The sequence below is a fragment of the Lysobacter rhizosphaerae genome, assembly GCF_054779795.1.
The window spans coordinates 838,439-854,225 of record NZ_BAAGXO010000007.1 but is presented as its reverse complement, the minus strand read 5'-3'; the positions used below and the strand labels follow the sequence as shown (position 1 = coordinate 854,225).

Below are 15,787 nucleotides of genomic sequence, written 5' to 3'. Positions count from 1 at the left end.
CCTTCAGCAGTGCGTCAAGGTCAGGCTCGTTTGCCCGCGGGCCCTGTCACGCGAGGTCAATCCCATTGGCGGGAAAAAGAGTTCCTGAATTGCGCAATTGTTCCATGGGTGATGGCCCATACAACGGTTCCGCTGCGATGGCAGTCCGGGATGGGCCCGGACCCACGCGCCGGCCGATGGCATCCGCCACGGTCGGATCCCCCACGGAACCCAAGAACCATGCGCAAGACCAAGCTGCTTTCCACCCTTCTGCTATCCGCCACCCTCGGCGCCGCCGCATTCGGCGCCCAGGCGCAGGACAAGGGCTTCTACGCCGGTGCCGGCGTCGGCCAGTCGTTCGTCGACGAAGGCTCCTACGACGACGAGGACACCGCGTTCTCCGTCTTCGGCGGCTACCAGTTCAACAAGTACTTCGGCCTCGAAGCCGGTTACGTCGACTTCGGCAAGATCGAGTCCGACACCGTCGGTCCCGACCTGGAAGGCGACAGCGCCTACCTGACCGCCGTCGGCACGCTGCCGATCACCGACAAGTTCTCGGCCTACGCCAAGGCTGGTCTGCATCGCTGGAACCTCGACACCGCGCTGCCGGGCCTGACCGGCAACAACGACGACAGCGGCAGCGATCCCACCTACGGCGTCGGCGCGCAGTACCGCTTCACCGATCGCGTCGCCCTGCGCGGCGAATACAGCCGCTTCGAGGTCGAGGATCTCGACGTCGATCTCGCCCAGGTGCAGGTCCGCTTCGACTTCTGACCGGTTCCACGGAAGTCGTGAAGCAGAGCCGCCGGATACGTCCGGCGGCTTTCTTTTTACTCAACGCGCCCACGTCGCATGAGGGGCAGGCGGTGCCGCGTGAAAAGCCGTTGCGACCGCACAGAACGCGCCGCAGCGCGTGTCCGCGGTGAACGATGAGACGGATTCACGGCATGTCACGACTGCCCGTGCACTACGGTTTGCCGCGCTCTTGTGTTGCTTCGCTCAGGCGGCCATTTGCTCGGAGATCGGGAGATTCACCTGCCGCCCCGATTCCTTCCACGCCGCGAAGCCGCCGGCCAGCGGCCGCACGCGGCGGAAGCCGCGTTGCTGCAGTTCGCGTGCGAGCACCGCCGCGGAGATCTCGTTAGGACAATCGCAGTAGACGACCACTTCGTCCTGCACCGGGATGTCGACGTCGCCCGGCGCGAACGCGAAGATCGCACCAGGAATCCAACCGCTGGCCGCACGCTGGTCGGGCGAACGCACGTCCAGCACCAGCGGCGGCTGTTCGCCTTCCAGCAATTGGTGCAACTCGTCGACGGAAATGCGCGCCATCCGCAGCTGATACAGAAAGTGACGCCGGCGCAGCCACTTCCACATGACGAACGCGACCGCCAGCGCGAGCAATACCGGAATCGCGTAATGGCCGAGCTCCTCCAGTTGCAGCAGCACGCGATCGACCGCGTGATGGAAGACCACGCCCAGCGCGACCGCGACGCCCGACCACAGCAAGGCACCGATGCCGTCGAACAACAGGAAGCGGCGCGTGCTGGTACCGGTTTCGCCGGCGAGCGTGGTCGCCACCGCGGCGAAGCCCGGAATGAATTTCGCAACCGCGAGCGAACTGATGCCCCAGCGCGCGTATGCGCCGCGCGTCGTGCGCACGCACGAATCCGGCGACAGCGACAACTTGCACATCAGCCGCACCAGCTTCGCCCCGAGGCGACGGCCGCCGAGGAACCACAGCCAGTCGGCGAGCACCGCGGCGATGGTCGCCACCAACAGCACCGGCCACACGCTGTGACCCGCATCGACGGTGATCGCCGTCGTCACGATGATCGGCGGATAGGCCGGGATCGGAATGCCGCCCTGGTCGAGGAACACGCTGACGAACACCACCAGCAATCCGTAGGTGGCTATCAGCTGCAGCAGCGTGTCCATGAACCTTCTTCACCGGCGTCGTTCGGGTGCGGCCATCTTAGGGAGCGCGAGTGCAGGCGAGGGAACCATTCGCAGCCTGCTGTGTTGCCCGGGTGAATGCGGACCACAACCAAGCTGGATGGTTCCTGTACTAACGAGTTCTTTATTAAGCGCGGATTGTGACCGGGCTTGGATACTGGCCGCGACCGGATCTGGCGCCCTTGAGACATCGGATTCCCCAGTCAGCTCCGGACCCACAACAAAACCAAAAGGCTGAGACCTTCATGCATAAGAAACTGCTTGCCCTGACCCTGCTTGCCGCCCTGCCGTTCACCGCTTCCGCCACCGAGGGCCTGTCCTACAACTACGTCGAGGGCGGCTACGTCGCCACCAATAGCGACAGTAACGATGCCGACGGCTTCGGCATCAACGGCTCCGGCGCCATCTCCGACAACTTCCACATCTTCGGCGGCTACACCTTCCAGAAGACCGACGATGTGACCATCGGCGCCGCTCGCTTCGAGGGCATCGATATCGACCAGTGGCGCGTCGGCCTGGGCTACAACTACCCGGTCGCGGCCAACACCGACCTGCTTGCCCGCGTCGCCTACGAGAGCTACGACGTCGAGGACTTCAGCGACCGTCTCGACGGCTTCAGCGCCGAAGTCGGCGTGCGCAGCGCGCTGGCTCCGAACTTCGAAGGCTACGTCACCGCCGGCTATCAAGATGTTGATACCTTGGACGGCGACTTCTACGGTCGCGTCGGCGCGCAGGTGAAGTTCAACCAGAACTGGGGCGTGAGTGGCGACGTCAAGTTCTCCGACGGCGATACCCAGTACTTCATCGGTCCGCGCCTGACGTTCTAACCCGCCCGGGTGCAACGGGCCGGTCGCTCCCCTCCGGCGCGTTCTCTAAGTACCAGTTCCATAGCGCCAGCTTCACAGCGCTAGACGCGACGTCTCTCTCTCCCCCGAAAACGTCGCGGATTGAAGCCCGGTCCTGCCGGGCTTCCTTTTGTCCAATGCGGTTGATGACTTGCGACAAACGCCGTGGAACTACGCAACTCGTGAATGGAAAAAGCCCGGCTTTGGCCGGGTTTTTTTTCTTGCGTGGTCGCGGCGCGCGCGTGTCCGCAGCGGCGCGGCGGTGCCGTTTGCTTAGTCAGGGGTGACGACGATGGACCGCAGGGAATTCAGGGTGTCGCGGATGCGGAACTGGCTCGCGCTGTTGCTGATGGCGATTGCGGCGATGGCGGCGGGAAAGACACACGCGGTGGAACACCACGTCAGCGCAGAAGGTTCCACGCTGCGCATGCTGCGCTGAAGCGGAAGCCGCCGGCTCGGTTGAACAGGCTCAGTCGAACAGGCCGGCCGGATATTCGGGCTTCTGCTCGCGCGCCAGCAGTTGGCGCAGGGCATCGGTGGGCGTGAGTTCGCCGTGCAGCACGCGCTGCACGCCGCCGGAGATCGGCAGTTCGACGCCGTGCTTCGCGGCCTGGCGCATGACTTCGTCGGCGGTCTGCACCGACTCGACCACCTGGCCGATTTCACGCACCGCGTCGGCGATCGACTGGCCGCGGCCGAGCGCGAGGCCGAGGCGGCGGTTGCGCGAGAGGTCGCCGGTGCAGGTCAGCACCAGGTCGCCGAGGCCGGCGAGGCCCATCAGCGTCTCGGCCTTGCCGCCGATCGCCTGGTTGAGGCGCAGCATCTCGTTGAGGCCGCGGGTGATCAGGCCGGCGCGTGCGTTGAGGCCCAGCTGCATGCCGTCCGCCACGCCGGTCGCCACCGCGAGCACGTTCTTCATGGCGCCGCCGAGTTCGGCGCCGAGCATGTCGTCGCCGGTGTAGGCGCGGAAGGCGGGACCGTGCAGGACATCGGCCACCGCTTGCGCGAACGCGGCGTCGTCCGAATGAACGGTCAGTGCGGTGGGCAAGCCGAGGGCGACTTCCTTGGCGAAGGACGGGCCGGTGACCACGGCCAGCGGCACGTCGTCGCCCAGTACGTCCGCCGCGACCTCGTGCAGGAAGCGGCCACTGCCGGGCTCGAAGCCCTTGGTTGCCCAGGCCACGCCCGCACGCGCGGGCCGGTGGGGCGCCACCGCCCGCAGGGTTTCGGCGAAGGCATGCGATGGCACCACCACCAGCACCAGGTCGGCGGCGCCGACGCAGGCGGCCAGGTCGGTGGTGGCGGTCAGCGTGTCCGGCAGGGCGATGCCCGGCAGGTAGCGCGCGTTCTCGTGGTGCGCGTTGATCGCCGCGATGCCGGTGGCATCGCGGCCCCACAGCACGGTCGTACAACCGTGCCGGGCGATCAGTGCGGCGAGTGCGGTGCCCCAGGAACCGGCACCAACCACCGCGACCGTTGCGGGCGCTGGCGCTACCACGCGGAGGCCGGAGCCTGGGCCTGGATCAGGCGTTGCCGGCGGTCTCGGCGCCGGCCAGGTTGGAACCGTCGGTCGCCTGCTGGGCGGCGCGCTGGCGCAGGCCTTCGGCGTAGAGGGCTTCGAAGTTGATCGGCTGCAGGAAGAACGGCGGGAAGCCGCCGGACTGGATCAAGTCGCTGATCAGCTGGCGCGCGTACGGGTACAGCACGGTCGGGCAATGCACGCCAAGCATGCCGTCGAGCGTGGCGGCGTCGAAGCCGGACAGGCCGAACACGCCGGCCTGCTTCACTTCGGCGACATAGATGGTCTTGTCGCCGACGGCGCAGGTCAGATTGATACCGAGGATGACCTCGTAGGCGTTCTCGTTGAGGCGCTGCACGGCCTGCTGCAGGTTCATCTGCAGCTGCGGCTGGGTCTGCTCGTTGTAGACGGCCGGGGCACCCGGGACTTCGAAGGAGACGTCCTTGGCGTAGATCTTCTCGACCGTGAACACCGGTCCGGTGGCTTCGGTGGCAGTGCCGTTGGCGATTTCTTCGGACATCGGTGTTACTCCAGCAGGAATTTCGGAAAAGACGGCGATTATGGCATGGCCGCATGGGACGGCCGTTTCAGCTCTGGCCGGGCAGGCACACGACTCGACGTGGGGCGGCCGCGGGCGGTTCGCAAGGGTTGCGCGCTAGTTGCGGCCCTTCACCAGCGGCAGGTCGGCCTGCTGCCAGGCGGCGATGCCGCCGTCGAGCCAGTGGACCTGCTCGAAGCCGGCCTTCTTAAGGCGTTTGGCGGCGTCTGCCGAGGCCTGGCCGGTGCGGCAGACGACCACGAGCGGCAGCGCCTTGGCCGCAGTCAGCAGCTTGTTCTCCGGATCGAACTGGCTGAGCTGGACCGATTTGCTGCCCGCGATGTGGCCCTTCTCGAAATCGCCACTCGGCGAGAGGTCGACCACCAGCGCGTTGTCGCGGTTGATCAGCGCGGTGAGTTCGGCCGGGCGCAACGCCTTGAAGCCGCGGAACAGGCGCGCGATCTCGGTGTAGATGATCGCAATGGTCAGGCCGACCAGGGCCAGCGACAACATCGGATTGCGTTCGGCGAACGCCAGCAGTTCTTGGAAGTCCACGGGAAGGCTCACTAAATTCCGCAGCCGGGTTCGAAAGGGGCGGCGATTGTCGCCCACGCGCTGCGGGGGCGCAAAAGCGCCCCTCTGCTGGCCTCGGGAGTGCGCCTAGCGCGGGATCGCCAGTTGCGCGGCGGTCAACGGGGCGGCGGCCGGCGCGCTGTCGATCAGCGCGTTGGCCGGCAACGGCTGCGCCGGATCGTCGAGGTGCGCAGCGACGCGGTCGAGCGCGGCGTACACATACGGCAGCAGCGGCACGTAGCGCGCGCGGTAATCGGGCAGTGCGAGGAAGGCGTCGAAGTGCTGGGCATGCCGCACCTGCCAGTAGCGCACGTCGCGGTCCGCGGCCCGTGCGGCCGCCACCCACGGCTGGCTGGTGAACGCCATCGGCACCAGGCCGTCGTCGACTCCGTGGATCACCACGACCGGGAGCCCCGCACGCGGCAGGCCGGCCCGCAGTTCGGCGACGCCACGGCGCACGCGGTCGCCGTCGCCACCGGGCTGCGTCCACAACGCCCGCAGGCATTGCAGGCCGGCAAGGGTGAAATCGGGCGCCGCGAGTTTGCCGTCGATGAGGCCGACCCCCGCGCCCGGCGGGATGCCGCTGCCATCGGACCACCAGGCCGCGCGTTCGCTGGCCGTCGCCGCGCGCGCGCTGAAGTCGGGATTCTGGGCGGCGAAACCGTAGCCGCAAGGATGCTCGCCGGCGCCGTAGCGGCCGTAGGCGGAGGCATAGGTCGCCGCAACCGCGCGCCACAGGTCGAAGTCGACCGACAGCGCGCCCGCGCGCAACGCCGCCTCGCTCCAGCCGGAGGCGTGCAGCGCCTCCCGGGCAGCGCGCGCCTGCGCCCTTACTTCGCCTGCGGGCAGCACGCCGGCCGCCGCCAGCGCGGCGCACCGCACCGGCGCCATCGCGCGTGCCTGCGCCGACAGCGGCGAGGCCGGCAGGCCGTCGAGATCGAGCAGGGCGCAGGGCATCAGCAGCGCGGCTTCGGTGGTGAGGTCGTAGAGCGGTCGCGTGCCGGCGACGTTGACATTGGGTTCGCCGGCGACGACCGCGTCGAGCCAGCCCTGATCGGTGCCGGTGCCTTCCAGTTCCGCCGCGCGCAGCACCGCACCGCCGCCATTGGAGATGCCGACCGCGATCACGCGCGTGTTGGCGAAGGTGAAGCCGCGGTGCGGCAGTGCGTCGTTGAGGGCGAGCAGGGCGAATTCCGCCGCCTGCTTCACGTGCCGGCCCCAGTCGGCCTCGGGATTGTCCTGCGAGTGCGCGTGCTTGAACGCGACGCCATGCGTGGCGGCCGTTGCCGGCTTGAACGCCAGCACCGCAGCGCTGTCCGCGATCGTGCCGTCGGGCGACACGCCCTGCCCGGCATCGAGATCGTAGTAATCGGTGCCCGCGCCCTTGTCGGTGTAGGCCACCGCGCACCCCTTCGGCAGCGCCCAGGGACCGGCCACGGCGATCGCGCCGTAGATGCCGCGCGAGCCCGACGACGCGGCCACCACGATGCAGGGCCTGTCCGCATCGAAGGCATCGGGCAGTTGCAGCAGCACGCGGTGCGGCTGGCGCGCGCCGGGCACGGTGGCGAGCGCGCTGAATTCGCGCCCCGGCACCGCGGCGGTGCTGCCATACCAGTCGCCGTAGCCGCCGCCGGGCATGAGGTCGGCGATGCCACGCCAGTTGCTCCAGATGGCACGGCGGCGCAGTTCGGCCGCGGTGGGATGGGCGGGATCGGCGAAGGCAGGCGCCGTCGGCGCGCGCAGGCCGTCGCGGCCGAGCCCGGCGGTGAGCAGGTCGTCGCCACCACGGTGTTCGGTCACGCGCATGGCGGAGCTCAGCGTCGCAGTGGTCAGCATCGGTTCGCGCTCGCGATCGTGGCGGTTGGGCGTGGCGCAGGCGGCCAGCAGCAGGCCGAGCGCCAGCACGGAAACAAGGTGGCGGCCGCGCGATGCGTCGCGGGCGTGCGGATTCGACGGCACGGGCAGCAGGGTCATGCCGCGACCCTAGCAAGCCGCACCGCTAGCGGCATCGTACTTTCGTACCACGTGGCCGCGGCAACCGCTTGCTAGTCTACGAGTCTCGCCGGCACCCCACTGAGTCGTCCCATGACCCCACGCTGCATCCTCATCACCGGTGCCGGCAGCGGCATCGGCGCCGGCATCGCCGCCGAACTCGCGCGCGCCGGCCACCACCTCGTCATCACCGACGTCAACCGCGACGCCGCCGAAGCCGTCGCCCAGTCGCTGCGCGACGCCGGCGGCTCCGCCGAGGCGCGCGCACTCGACGTCACCTCCGACGACAGCATCGCCGCCGCGCTGGCCGCGCTGTCGCATCCGGTCGACGTGCTGGTGAACAACGCGGGCCTGCAGCATGTCGCGCCGCTGGAGGAATTCCCGATGGCGAAATGGGAATTCCTGGTCGACGTCATGCTGGTCGGTGTCGCCCGCCTGACCCGCGCGGTGTTGCCGGGCATGCGCGCACGCGGATTCGGCCGCATCGTCAACATCGGCTCGATCCATTCGCTGGTCGCCTCGCCGTACAAGAGCGCCTACGTCGCCGCCAAGCACGGCCTGCTCGGCTTCTCCAAGGTGATCGCGCTGGAAACCAGCGACACCGACATCACCATCAACACCATCTGCCCGACCTATGTGAAGACGCCGCTGGTCGACATGCAGATCGCCGACCAGGCGCGCACGCGCGGCATCCCCGAATCGCAGGTGGTCAGCGAGGTGATGCTGAAACCGATGCCGAAGGGCGTGTTCATCACCTTCGAGGAACTCGGCGGGATCACTGCCTTCCTGCTGTCCGACCACGCGCGCAACATCACCGGCCACACCATCGACGTGGATGGCGGGTGGACGGTGCAGTGACGGGATTCATGACGAGCACAGGCTCGCCCCTGCTCGTCATCCCGGCGAAAGCCGGGAACCATGTTGCTGTTGCTGTTTCCCTTCGCGCGTACCTGTTGGGCACTCGTCTGTTGGGCACTCGAACGTCAAAGTCGAAATGGATCCCGGCTTTCGCCGGGATGACGGCAAAAAAGACGCCTTCATGCCTTCTCTGTTAGTCGCTGACGACCACCCGCTGTTCCGCGCCGCGTTGCGCGGTGCCGCCGCCGATGCCGTCGCCGACCTGCGCGTGCGCGAGGCCGATTCGCTCGACGGCGTGCTCGCCGCGCTCGAGGCCGAACCCGACATCGACCTGGTGCTGCTCGACCTGCACATGCCGGGCAACCACGGCCTCGCCGGCCTCGCCGCGATCCGCGCCCAACATCCCGGCGTCGCCGTGGTGGTGGTGTCGGCCAACGACGATCCGCGCGTGATCCGCCGCGCGCTTGACCACGGCGCCGCCGGCTACCTGCCCAAGAGTTCAGGGCTGGACGAACTGCGCGAGGCGATCCGCAGCGTGCTCGCCTGCGAACAATGGCTGCCGGCCGCACTGCGCGCGACGGTGTCGCGCGCGCGGTCCTCGGCACACGACGCCGACCTCGCCGCGCGCCTGGCCAGCCTGTCGCCACAGCAGTTCCGCGTGCTGGTGCTGGTGGCGCAGGGCCTGCTCAACAAACAGATCGCCGACCGCCTCGATGTGCAGGAGCGCACAGTGAAGGCGCACCTCACCGCCATCTTCGATCGCCTCTGCGTGCGCAACCGCACCCAGGCGGGCGTTGTACTGCGCGAACTGGAACTGAGCGATCCGGCGCGGCAGATCGAGTAAGCACGGGCGCGGGGTCAGGCGGGCACGGCAACTTCCGCCAGCCAGTGCGATGCCGGCGCCGGGCGGGCGAACAGGAAGCCCTGCCCGTACACGCAACCCATCGCCTTCAGCACCTCGCACTGGTACTCGGTCTCGATGCCCTCGGCGACGATCTCCGCGCCGAGCGCATTGCCCAGCGCCAGGATCGCCTCGATCACCGCCGAACTGCGCGGCGCCACGCCCGCCGCGAACGGCGTGATGAAGCTGCGATCGATCTTGATCATCTTCAGCGGGAACTGGTGCAGGTGGCCGAGTGATGAGTAGCCGGTGCCGAAGTCGTCGAGTGCCGCTTCGATGCCGGCCTCGCTCAGGCGCTGCAGCGTGGCCGCCATGGCCATGGGATCGCTCAGCAGCGTGCCTTCGGTGACTTCCAGGCGCAGCCGGCGTGGATCGAAGCCGACTTCGCGCGTCATCGCGAGCAGGCGGCGATCGAAATCGTTGTACTGGAACAGGCGCGGCGACACGTTGAGCGTGATGAAGCTGCCATCGCGCACCAGTTCGCGTCCCGCTTCCAGCGCCAGGCGGAACTGGCGCCAGTCGATGGCCTCGATCAGGCCGCTGTCCTCGGCCACCTTGAGGAAATCGACCGGGGCCAGGATGCCGCGCTGCGGATGCCGCCAGCGCAGCAGGGCCTCGTAACCGACGATGCGTTCGTCGTCGAGCCGCACCAGCGGTTGGAAGTACGGCAGGAACTCGTCGCGGGCCAGTGCCCGGCGCAGCGCCTGCTCCATGTCGAGCACGCCCATCGCGGTCTCGTGCATGGCATCGTCGAAGAGGACGAAGCGGTTGCGGCCCAGGCTCTTGGCGCGGTACAGCGCCGCGTCGGCGTCGTGGAGGATGCGGTCGGCGGATTCGCAGGCGCCGTTGGCCAGCGCGATGCCGACGCTCGCCGATACCCGCAACTCGCGCCCGGCGACCTGCATCGGCGCCGCCAGCGTTTCCAGCACGCGCTGCGCCACCTTGCATGCGGTCTCGGGCTGCGCCACGTGTTCGAGCAGGAGCACGAACTCGTCGCCGGCCAGGCGCGCCACCGTGTCGGGTTCGCGCACGCAGGTGGCCAGACGGCTCGCCACCTCGGCCAGCATCTCGTCGCCGGCGCCGTGGCCGAGGCTGTCGTTGACCACCTTGAAGCGGTCGACGTCGATGTAGAGCAGGCCGAAGGCGTCGCGGCCGTCGCGGCGCACGCGGGCGATCGCGTGCTCGATGCGGTCGCGCAGGTACACGCGGTTCGGCAGGCGGGTCAGCGCATCGTGCATCACCTGGTGCTGCAGCTGGGCCTCGACCTGCTCGCGGACGCGGATCTGTTCGCGCAGCTCGAGGGTGCGGGCCTCGACGCGCTGCTCCAGCTCGGCATTGGCCTGCTGCAGCAGTTCGGCCGAATGGCGGCGCTGCAGGCTGCTGGCGATCTGGTACGACACGAAGGTCAGCAACTCGGCATCGCGCTCGTCGTAGGTGCGTCCGGCTTCATAGCTCTGCACCGCGACGACGCCGATCGCCCCCTCCACGCCGAGCAGGGGCGCGCCCAGCCACACCTGCGTGGTCTCATCCATCCGGGCGGGGTCGATCTCGCCGGCCTCGGCCAGCACTCGCGCGCGCGGATGGTCGATCAGCTGCGGCCGGCCGCTGCGCAGCACGTATTCGGTCAGGCCGCGCCCCGCGCGCCGTGGCAGCCATTCGCCTTCGCGCTGGTCGGCGACGTATGGGAACCACACGCTCTCGCCATCGGGCGACTGCAGGGCGATGTAGAAATTCTGCGCATCGATCAGCTCGCCGACGATGGCATGCACGTGACGGTAGAACGCCGCACTGGTCTCGTCGAAGCTGGCCAGCGCGGCGATCCGGTAAAGCGCGGCCTGCAGGCGTTCGCCGCGTTCGCGTTCGCCGACTTCGCGGCGAAGTTCCCCGTTGGCGCGTTCCAGCTGCTGGGTGCGCTCGACCACGCGCTGCTCGAGTTCGGCGCGGCCACGCTTGCGCTCCAGCGCGGTGAGGATGTGTTCGGCGACGAACGCCAGCAGCGACATTTCCGCGGTGGTGTAGCAGCGTTCGCCCGTGTAGCTCTGCACGACCACGACGCCCTGCACCGCGCCATCGCGCATCATCGGCACGCCGAGCCAATCGCTGCTGTCGGCGCCGTGCAGCACCAGTGGCCCCGACAACTGCCGGCGCACCTCCTCGGCCGAGCCCATCACCGGGCGCTTGCCGTGGATCAGGTGCCAGGTCAGGCCGCGCTCGATGCGCGCCAGCGGGACCTCGTCGGCCTCCAGCGGCAGCGTGGCATCCATCACGTCGGCGAAGTAGAGGAAGCGCAGGCTGTCGCACTCGCGGTTGTAGAGCGCGATGTAGAAGTTTTCCGCATACATCAGGTCGGCGACGATGCGATGCAGGCCGCGCAGCATGTCCGGCATGTCCAGGTCGGAACCGGCCATGTCGGCGATGGCGTAGAGCGAGCGCTGCAGTTTTTCCGCTTCTTCCAGCCGCACCAGGCTTTCGTGCATGCGCTGCAGCCGGAGCAGTTCGCCCAGGCGCGCGCAGATGCTCTCGTCGACCTCGGGGCACTCCGGCACGCCCTGCAGGACCGCAACGGTGCAGTCACCGTCGTCGTGCAGCACCCGCATCGAAGGCGAACTGGCACCCCAGCGCGCCTCGCGCAGGAAATCGATCGTCGCGGCCTCGACGCTGTCTGCGCCCGGGCATTCCGGGTAGCTGCGGATGTCCAGCGGCCAGCGGGTCGACCAGTGCAGGCTGGCGCCGCGCTCGCACAGCAGGGGCAGGTCTTCAAACAGGATCGCCGCCAGTTCCGCCGGCGTGGATGCGCGCAACAGGCGGCTGGCGAGGTCGGCCCGGTGCAGGCCGTCCTCGACGGTTCGGATGTTGCCGACCTGTGGCCCGGCCATTGGAATTCCCCCTGATGCGTTGGTTGCCCGTCTGGCAGCTCAGCGCACCAAGGATCGGGCTGGCGCGAACGCCAACCAAGCGGCGCAGGCTAGGCAGTGCAGTATCGCCGTTCCGTGACGGAATTCGCCATTCGTCTGCGTCGCCCGCTGCGGCAAACAAACCGTTCGCGCGACCCGCGCTAGCGCACCCGACTCGCGGCCAGTACCCGGTCCAGCACGGATTTCAACGCCAGCGGCTTGAGGGGTTTGAGCAGCAGCGGAAGCCCGGCCTCGTGCACGGCGCGGCGCACACCCTCGCCCGGGTCGGCACTGAGGATGACTGCCGGCCGGGCACCGTGGTGCGCGGCTAGGCGTCCATGCAGGGCCACGCCGGTGTCGTCGTCATCGAGGTGGTAATCGAACAGCCAGGCGTCGGCGGGATCGTGCTCGATCGTCGCCAGGGCCCCGACCCCGTGCCCGGCGACGCTCACGCGGCAACCCCAGCCTTCGAGCACGCGTCGCAACGCCTCCATCGCCAACGGTTCGTTGTCGACGACCAGCACGTGCAGGCCCGGCAGGCTGGGTCGCTGCGGCAGCGACGCCAGCGCCTCGCGCACTTGCGCCGGCGCGACAGGCACGGTGATGGCGAACATCGTGCCGCGCCCGGAGTCGCTGCGCAGGGTCAGCGGCGCGCGCAGCAGCTCGGCGATGCGTTCGGCGATGGCGAGGCCCAGCCCCAGGCCCTGGCCGGGCGCATCGCCGCCGCGGCGGAACTCTTCGAAGATCAATTCCTGCTGCTCGTGGGCGATGCCCGGACCGGTGTCGTGCACTTCGATGCGCGCACCCGCACCGTCGCGACGCACACCCAGCAGCACGCGGCCGCTGGCGGTGTAGCGCACCGCGTTGGCGAGGAAGTTCTGCAGCACGCGGCGCAGCAGATGCGGATCGGTATCGATCCACAGCGTGCTCGGCACATGGTGGAATGCCAGCCCGCGCTCGGCGGCGAGAGCGCGGAATTCCGATACCAGCGGCTCGAGTACTTCGGCCAAGGGCAGCGCACGCCGCTCCGGCACCAGGCCGCCGGCTTCCAGCCGCGACATGTCGAGCAGGCCAGTGAGCAGGCCGGTGGTGGAATCCAGTGCGCCGCGGATCTGCGCGAGCGTGTCCTGGGCCTCCGCTTCGCGCGGGGCGTGGTGCTCACCGAGCTGCTGCGCCAGCGCCTCGGTGAACAGATGCGCAGCGTGCAGCGGCTGCAACAGGTCGTGGCCGATCGCGGCGAGGAATCGGCTCTTGGCGTCGTTGGCGGTTTCCGCCTCGCGCTTGGCCTGCTCGAGCAGCGTGGTGCGCTCACCGACGCGCTGCTCCAGGGTTTCGTTGGCCTGCAGCAGTTCGGATTCGGCGCGGCGGAACGCGGTGACGTCGGTGAAGGTGGCGACGAAGCCGCCGCCCGGCATCGGGTTGCCGCGGATTTCGATGACCTTGCCCTCCCCGATGCGGCCATCCGGGTGGTCATCGCCGTTGAAGAACACGCGCTCCGACAGGTGCGGCGAACCGGCACGCATGAACGCCAGCCGGCGCGCGAGTGCGTGCTGCAGGTTGCCTTTGTGCGCCATGCGCTGCAGCGCCCACGCCGACAGCTCCGCGATAGGAGTGCCCACGCGCAGCAGCGCATCCGGGAAGCCGAACAGTTCGGCATAACGGCGGTTCCATGCCACCAGGCGCAGCTGCGCATCGACCACGCTGATGCCCTGGCTCATGTTCTGCAGCGCGGCTTCGAGCACGCGCTGGTTGAAGCGGAAATCCTGCGCGGCGGTATCGACGATCGCGGCGACGGTGTCGAGGTCATGGCCATTGCCGCCTTCACGCCGCGCGGCATCGAGCAACACCCGCGCCGAGGCCGAGCCCAGCACGGCGGCGAGTTCGCGCTCCATCGCGGCTTCCACCTCGTGCGGCACCGCGCCGGTGGCGGGCGCGGATACCAATAGTTCGGCGACGCGTTCGCGCGCCAGGAAGCGGCGCCCCGCCGTGCGCAGGGTGGCGGCATCGAGGCCGCGCGATTCACGCCGCGCGGGCGTGGTGCGCCAGACGGCGACGAGGGCGGTGGTGAGCGTGCCGACGAACAGACTGGCGCCCACGGCGCGGCCGAGGCGGCTCCAGCCGGTCAGGCCGAACAGCGCATCCGGCGCCAGCCATTGCGCGTCGAACGGGCCCGCGCCGACCCAGGCCGGCGTCTGTCCGTGCGAAGTAGCCAGCACCGGCAACAGCAGGCACCACGCCCACACCGCGAAGCCTGCAACTATCCCCGCGATCGCCGCGCGCGGCGGCGTATGCGGCCGCCACACCGCGAAGGCCAGCGCCGGCGCCAGCGTCGCCAGGGCCGAGAAGCTCACCGCACCGACGTCGGCCAGCGCCGCGTTGCCGGCGACGATGCGGCCGTACATCCATGCCAGCAACATGATCGCGACGATGCCCGCGCGGCGCAGCAGCAGCACCGTCCCGCGCAGGTCGCCGCGGTCGCCACGGGTCCACGGCGTGCGCTTCCACGAGCGCCGCAGCAGCCCGGGCGCGAGCCAGTGGTTGCCGATCATCAGGCTCAGCGTGAGCGTGCTGACCACGACCATGCCGATCGCGGCACTCATGCCGCCGAGGAACGCGAACAGGCCGAGGCCCGCATGGCCCTGCGACAGCGGCAGCGCGAGCACGTACATGTCCGAGCTCACGCCACTGCCCAGCAACGCCTGGCCCGCGCGCGCCAGCGGCAGCACCGGCAACGCGATCAGCACCAGGTAGAGCGGGAACAGCCAGCGCGCGGTGCGCACGTCGCGTTCGTCGCGGCACTCGACCACGGCGATGTGGAACTGGTGCGGCAGGATGAACATCGCGAACGCGCCGAGCAGCACCAGCGGCATGAAGCCGCCGCTGCTGGTCGGCGGCGGCATCGGTGTGGCGGCGACGGTGGGCAGATCGCCCAGCCCCCACCAGACGAACACGCCCAGCGCCAGCATCGCGCCGAGCTTGAGCAGCGATTCGAACGCCATCGCCAGCACCAGGCCGCGGTTGTGTTCGGCCGCGCTGACCCGGCGCGTGCCGAACAGCATCGCGAACAGCGCCATGGCCAGCGCCACGTACAGGGCGATGTCCTGCCACACCGGGAGGGCACCGCCGTTGCCGCCACGCCCCGTCAGCACCGCGAAGCTCATCGCCATCGCCTTCAGCTGCAACGCGATGTACGGCACCAGCCCGAGCACGGCGACCAGCGTCACCGTCGCCGCCAGCCAGGTGTCCTTGCCCAGGCGCGTGGCGATGAGGTCGGCGATGGACGTGGCATTGGTCTCGCGGGCCAGCTGCACCAGCCGCACCATCAGCGCCGCGGCGAGGGCGTACAGCAGGATCGCGCCGAGGAAGGTGGGCGGCAGCGGCCAGCCGTAACGCGCGGCCTGCGTCACCGTGCCGTAGAAGGTCCACGAGGTGCAGTGCACCGCCAGCGACAGCGCGTACACATGGTTCCAGCGCGCGGCGAAGGCCTGCGGATGACGTTCGCCGTAGACGCCCGCCGCGAACAGCAGGCCCAGCCACAGCAGTGCGGCGAGGACAATCAGGCCCGCGCTCAGCATCGCGAAGCCAGGGTGGAGTCAGCGGCGGCGGACGGCGCGGTCACGCGGCGAGGATAGCGTGGCGGTCGCACGACGCGCGCGACCTCGCGCGTGGTGATGGAGAAAGAAGCGCGGCGACGGAATCTCGTCCGCCGCCGCGCAGGCCCGCCAGGGAGAG

General features: G+C 69.2%; 11 protein-coding genes. 4 read left to right on the top strand and 7 right to left on the bottom strand.

The window, feature by feature from the left end; genetic code table 11:
* Positions 1-219: 219 nt before the first annotated feature.
* On the top strand, positions 220-753 hold the full coding sequence (locus tag ACYVGE_RS12875; protein ID WP_460730466.1) for an outer membrane beta-barrel protein: 534 nt from the start codon (positions 220-222) through the stop codon (positions 751-753).
* A gap of 225 nt (positions 754-978) precedes the next feature.
* Here ACYVGE_RS12875 and ACYVGE_RS12870 read toward each other — a convergent pair whose 3' ends face one another.
* On the bottom strand, positions 979-1,917 hold the full coding sequence (locus ACYVGE_RS12870; protein WP_460730464.1) for a rhodanese-like domain-containing protein: 939 nt from the start codon (positions 1,915-1,917) through the stop codon (positions 979-981).
* A 263-nt stretch (positions 1,918-2,180) separates the two neighbouring features.
* Between ACYVGE_RS12870 and ACYVGE_RS12865 the strand changes: the two genes are divergently transcribed.
* Positions 2,181-2,762: an outer membrane beta-barrel protein gene (locus ACYVGE_RS12865; RefSeq protein WP_460730462.1), complete on the top strand. Its 582-nt coding sequence runs from the start codon at positions 2,181-2,183 to the stop codon at positions 2,760-2,762.
* Positions 2,763-3,249: 487 nt separating this feature from the next.
* Here ACYVGE_RS12865 and ACYVGE_RS12860 read toward each other — a convergent pair whose 3' ends face one another.
* From ACYVGE_RS12860 to ACYVGE_RS12845, 4 genes are all read right to left on the bottom strand, one after another.
* Positions 3,250-4,278: an NAD(P)H-dependent glycerol-3-phosphate dehydrogenase gene (locus ACYVGE_RS12860; RefSeq protein WP_460730460.1), complete on the bottom strand. Its 1,029-nt coding sequence runs from the start codon at positions 4,276-4,278 to the stop codon at positions 3,250-3,252.
* Between the two features lie 25 nt (positions 4,279-4,303).
* Positions 4,304-4,819 (bottom strand): protein-export chaperone SecB, encoded by a 516-nt coding sequence (secB, locus tag ACYVGE_RS12855; protein ID WP_457097157.1) that lies wholly within the window; start codon positions 4,817-4,819, stop codon positions 4,304-4,306.
* 135 nt (positions 4,820-4,954) lie between these two features.
* Complete coding sequence (locus ACYVGE_RS12850) at positions 4,955-5,392, bottom strand: rhodanese-like domain-containing protein (RefSeq protein ID WP_460730458.1); 438 nt, start codon at positions 5,390-5,392, stop codon at positions 4,955-4,957.
* A 105-nt stretch (positions 5,393-5,497) separates the two neighbouring features.
* A complete protein-coding gene (locus ACYVGE_RS12845) occupies positions 5,498-7,384 on the bottom strand; it encodes a 3-hydroxybutyrate oligomer hydrolase family protein (RefSeq protein WP_460730456.1) in 1,887 nt (628 codons plus the stop codon).
* A gap of 111 nt (positions 7,385-7,495) precedes the next feature.
* Here ACYVGE_RS12845 and ACYVGE_RS12840 point away from each other — a divergent pair, with 111 nt between their 5' ends.
* Together ACYVGE_RS12840 and ACYVGE_RS12835 are read left to right on the top strand one after the other, a co-directional pair.
* On the top strand, positions 7,496-8,260 hold the full coding sequence (locus tag ACYVGE_RS12840; RefSeq protein WP_460730454.1) for a 3-hydroxybutyrate dehydrogenase: 765 nt from the start codon (positions 7,496-7,498) through the stop codon (positions 8,258-8,260).
* Between the two features lie 181 nt (positions 8,261-8,441).
* On the top strand, positions 8,442-9,104 hold the full coding sequence (locus ACYVGE_RS12835) for a response regulator transcription factor (protein WP_457097153.1): 663 nt from the start codon (positions 8,442-8,444) through the stop codon (positions 9,102-9,104).
* Between the two features lie 14 nt (positions 9,105-9,118).
* Here ACYVGE_RS12835 and ACYVGE_RS12830 read toward each other — a convergent pair whose 3' ends face one another.
* Entirely contained in the window at positions 9,119-12,037 is a 2,919-nt protein-coding gene (locus ACYVGE_RS12830) for a putative bifunctional diguanylate cyclase/phosphodiesterase (protein WP_460730452.1), read from the bottom strand.
* A gap of 179 nt (positions 12,038-12,216) precedes the next feature.
* Positions 12,217-15,630: a hybrid sensor histidine kinase/response regulator gene (locus ACYVGE_RS12825; RefSeq protein ID WP_460730450.1), complete on the bottom strand. Its 3,414-nt coding sequence runs from the start codon at positions 15,628-15,630 to the stop codon at positions 12,217-12,219.
* Between the last annotated feature and the right edge of the window lie 157 nt (positions 15,631-15,787).

Bases quoted from the DNA above. Each gene is read 5' to 3' on its own strand.
- ACYVGE_RS12875 (WP_460730466.1), top strand. From the start codon at position 220: ATGCGCAAGACCAAGCTGCTTTCCACCCTTCTGCTATCCGCCACCCTC.
- ACYVGE_RS12825 (WP_460730450.1), bottom strand. From the start codon at position 15,630: ATGCTGAGCGCGGGCCTGATTGTCCTCGCCGCACTGCTGTGGCTGGGC.
- ACYVGE_RS12830 (WP_460730452.1), bottom strand. From the start codon at position 12,037: ATGGCCGGGCCACAGGTCGGCAACATCCGAACCGTCGAGGACGGCCTG.
- ACYVGE_RS12840 (WP_460730454.1), top strand. From the start codon at position 7,496: ATGACCCCACGCTGCATCCTCATCACCGGTGCCGGCAGCGGCATCGGC.
- ACYVGE_RS12845 (WP_460730456.1), bottom strand. From the start codon at position 7,384: ATGACCCTGCTGCCCGTGCCGTCGAATCCGCACGCCCGCGACGCATCG.
- ACYVGE_RS12865 (WP_460730462.1), top strand. From the start codon at position 2,181: ATGCATAAGAAACTGCTTGCCCTGACCCTGCTTGCCGCCCTGCCGTTC.
- ACYVGE_RS12835 (WP_457097153.1), top strand. From the start codon at position 8,442: ATGCCTTCTCTGTTAGTCGCTGACGACCACCCGCTGTTCCGCGCCGCG.
- secB (WP_457097157.1), bottom strand. From the start codon at position 4,819: ATGTCCGAAGAAATCGCCAACGGCACTGCCACCGAAGCCACCGGACCG.
- ACYVGE_RS12870 (WP_460730464.1), bottom strand. From the start codon at position 1,917: ATGGACACGCTGCTGCAGCTGATAGCCACCTACGGATTGCTGGTGGTG.